The following is a 3,042-nucleotide window of genomic DNA, read 5'->3' as shown; positions in this document are numbered from 1 at the left end:
AGGGAAGTCCTCTTTTCTGTGAATGTAGTGTGGTAACTCTATTCTACAGAAGGGACTTCCTTTTTTCTATTTACACAAGATATTTTACACTCTCAGAGTATACCCTATTGGTACTTAGTTTAAGCAAATAAATTAATGTTTTGATGTATAATAATATTTAGAAGTAAATCCTAAGTAAAAAAGAGGGTGTTATAAGTGGATGATAAATACATAGAAAGAATAATGTCTTGGAGAGGTATGTTTAAAGGACTGATAATTTCAGAAAAGGAAATAGAGACACTGAGTCAAAACAAGTCTGAAGCAGACACAGGTAACAGTAAAAAAATAAAGAAAAAAAGTATATTTTTGAATCATTAGGTCCAGTTAATGATGTTGAGTTAGGTAAATACGAAGACGCTCTTAATCAAATGATGGAAGATGATAGTATTTACAATGTAGGATTAACTGGACCCTATGGTGCAGGAAAAAGTAGTATAATTGAAAGTTACAAAACAGAGAATGAACAAATGAAATTTATTCATGTAGCTCTTGGTAAATACGATACTATTGATGATGATAGCAATTCACTAGTATTAAATCAACAAGAAGTAACTCCAGAAATGAAATCGGTTAACCAAAAAATAAGTGAAGCTCCTACTCAGCCTTTTAAAGAATTCAAAGAAATAGAAGGTAAAATTATTAATCAGCTACTGCACCAGGTTAATGTTAAAAATGTTCCTCAAGCTTTTACTAAAGTTAAAAAGAACAATTCAGTTAGAAAAATTATTGTGTGGGCGATTATAGTACCGTTAGTGCTCGCATTCTCAATTTTCTTATTAAGATTTGACGATTGGGCTGCTTTCGTACAAATCAATCACATGAATTTGCTGTACCGTACAATCAATCCTTCTTTAAGGGTGTTTGCTGCTGCTGCACTTTTGGGGCTGATTGGGTATTTAACTTATGTTTTTGGAAGTGCTCAAATCAACAGATCGTTAATCAGAAAGGTTTCAATTCGTGGGAATGAAATTGAGCTTTTTAAAAATAGTGAAAATTCTTTTTTTGATGAGCATTTAAACGAAGTAATTTATCTATTTGAAAATAGTGGTGCAGATGTTATCGTATTCGAAGATTTAGATCGCTTTGGAAGTACTGATGTATTTAGAAAACTTAGAGAACTTAACCAGCTAATAAATAAAAGAAAGCAAGATGATTTAGCAGGAAAAGACACTCATAAGAAATTAGTGTTTTTATACCTCATAAAAGATGATATTTTTGTATCAAAAGATAGGACAAAATTTTTTGATTTAATTATTCCAGTAGTACCAACTGTTAGCTCGTCTAATTCTTTCAATAAGATGATGGAAATTTTTGGATCAATTAAAGAAATTGATAGAACTTTTTTGAGAAACTTATCATTTTATATTGATGATATGAGGTTAATTAAAAATATTTTTAACGAGTATACGATATACGATAGTGAAATTAATACGTCTTCATTAGATCAAAATAAATTGTTAGGTATGGTAACATATAAAAATATTTTCCCTAGGGATTTTTCTCAATTGCAATATGGGAAAGGATTTATTTATTCGATTCTAAATAATAAGCGAGATACTTATGATCAAGAAAAAAGTATTATAGATAGTGAAATTTTTAATCTGGAAAGTGAACTAGAAGAGTTGGAATCTAGTTCACTAGTTTCTTTCGATAGACTAAAAGAAACTCATTTGACAACAGAAAGCATTTTAGTTGATGGTGAATCTGAAGATACGTACCCCACAAGAATGGAGTACGTACGAAAAGTACTTGAAGGAAAGAATTTATCAAAAGTAAAATTAAAAAAATATCAAAACTATAGTAATCTGTACACCAAATCTTCAGAACCTATTTCACTCGAATCGCTTTTGAAGAAAATGGGAGATACACCTGAATATCAACAAGATAAAAAAATAGTGGAAGATATAAAAAATGGAAAAAAAGTAATAGTTAGTTCTAAAATTCAGGATTTAAAAATAAAAAAAAAGCAAGTAGAGACGCAACCTCTCTCAGAGGTCTTTGATAGTAATCATTTTGAAAAGGAACTCCAAGGACACGAGGATATAAAGAATAGCGGTTACTATGATTTAATATTATTTCTACTAAGCAACGGTTATATAGATGAAAATTATGAGGATTATATGAATTACTTTTATCCAAACGATTTAAAAAGGGAAGACAAATTGTTTGTAAGAAACTTACTTTCATCTAGTAAAGGTGACCCAAGTAAAAAGTTAAGAAATATAGAGTCACTTATTGAGATATTGAAGAATGAAGATTATAAAAAAGTTGGTATTCTTAACTTTAGTTTATCTGAGTACATTATAGACAAGAAGATGGAAAACCAGTTTTCTACAATATTATCTGTGGCTAGACAAAACCATAACTATAAATTTGTACTAGATTTGTATGAGAATCTCTTAAAATATAATGACGAAAAAGGTACTGAGAATATACTATTTTTTACTGTGACTTTGTTCTCGACTTGGAAAAATTTCCTTTCCTACGCAATCAAGAAATATGAAAATAAGGGTATAAGTGAAGAAAGAGATAACTTGTTGAAAGATTTGGTGTTTGACGGATTAATCTATTTGAATAGCGATAACGAAGCCTACGAAAAAGAAAACTCAATCTTAGTAGAGTTTATTAATCAAAATAGCTCGTTATTAGAAAACGTCTCCGAGGCAACATGGAATCAGTTTAGCGAAAACGGAATTACTAAACTTGAAAAAATGGAAATTAAATTAACTAAAATTAATCATGAACAAATGTACAATAAGTTGTTTAAGTCAATAATTAAGAATGATTTGTATGAATTTAATTATGAAAATATTGAGGAAATTGCTCTATTTGAAGGAATAGTACCAGACAGATCAGGTATTGGGAAGTTTAAGCACGAAAGTTTAACTCGATTAATGAATTCAGAAAACAGTCAAGTCCATAATCCTGTGTAAAATACTATACAACGTTTCTATTGTTTCTTACTTGCTAAAATTTATATACTTTCTTGTAGAACTAATCCAT

General features: G+C 29.4%; 2 protein-coding genes. Both read left to right on the top strand.

Annotation, left to right across the window (positions count from 1 at the left end; genetic code table 11):
• Positions 1-195 precede the first annotated feature (195 nt).
• Positions 196-357 (top strand): hypothetical protein, encoded by a 162-nt coding sequence (locus BM212_RS12695; protein ID WP_156849208.1) that lies wholly within the window; start codon positions 196-198, stop codon positions 355-357.
• Positions 342-2,972, top strand: a complete 2,631-nt coding sequence (locus tag BM212_RS12110) for a YobI family P-loop NTPase (protein ID WP_342714080.1) — start codon at positions 342-344, stop codon at positions 2,970-2,972. Before BM212_RS12695 ends, BM212_RS12110 begins: the two co-directional genes overlap by 16 nt.
• Positions 2,973-3,042 lie beyond the last annotated feature (70 nt).

The sequence above is a fragment of the Marinilactibacillus piezotolerans genome (assembly GCF_900114235.1).
Taxonomy (GTDB): domain Bacteria; phylum Bacillota; class Bacilli; order Lactobacillales; family Carnobacteriaceae_A; genus Marinilactibacillus; species Marinilactibacillus piezotolerans.
The sequence above is the reverse complement of the archived record's forward strand: the minus strand, read 5'-3'. Positions and strand labels throughout refer to the sequence as shown.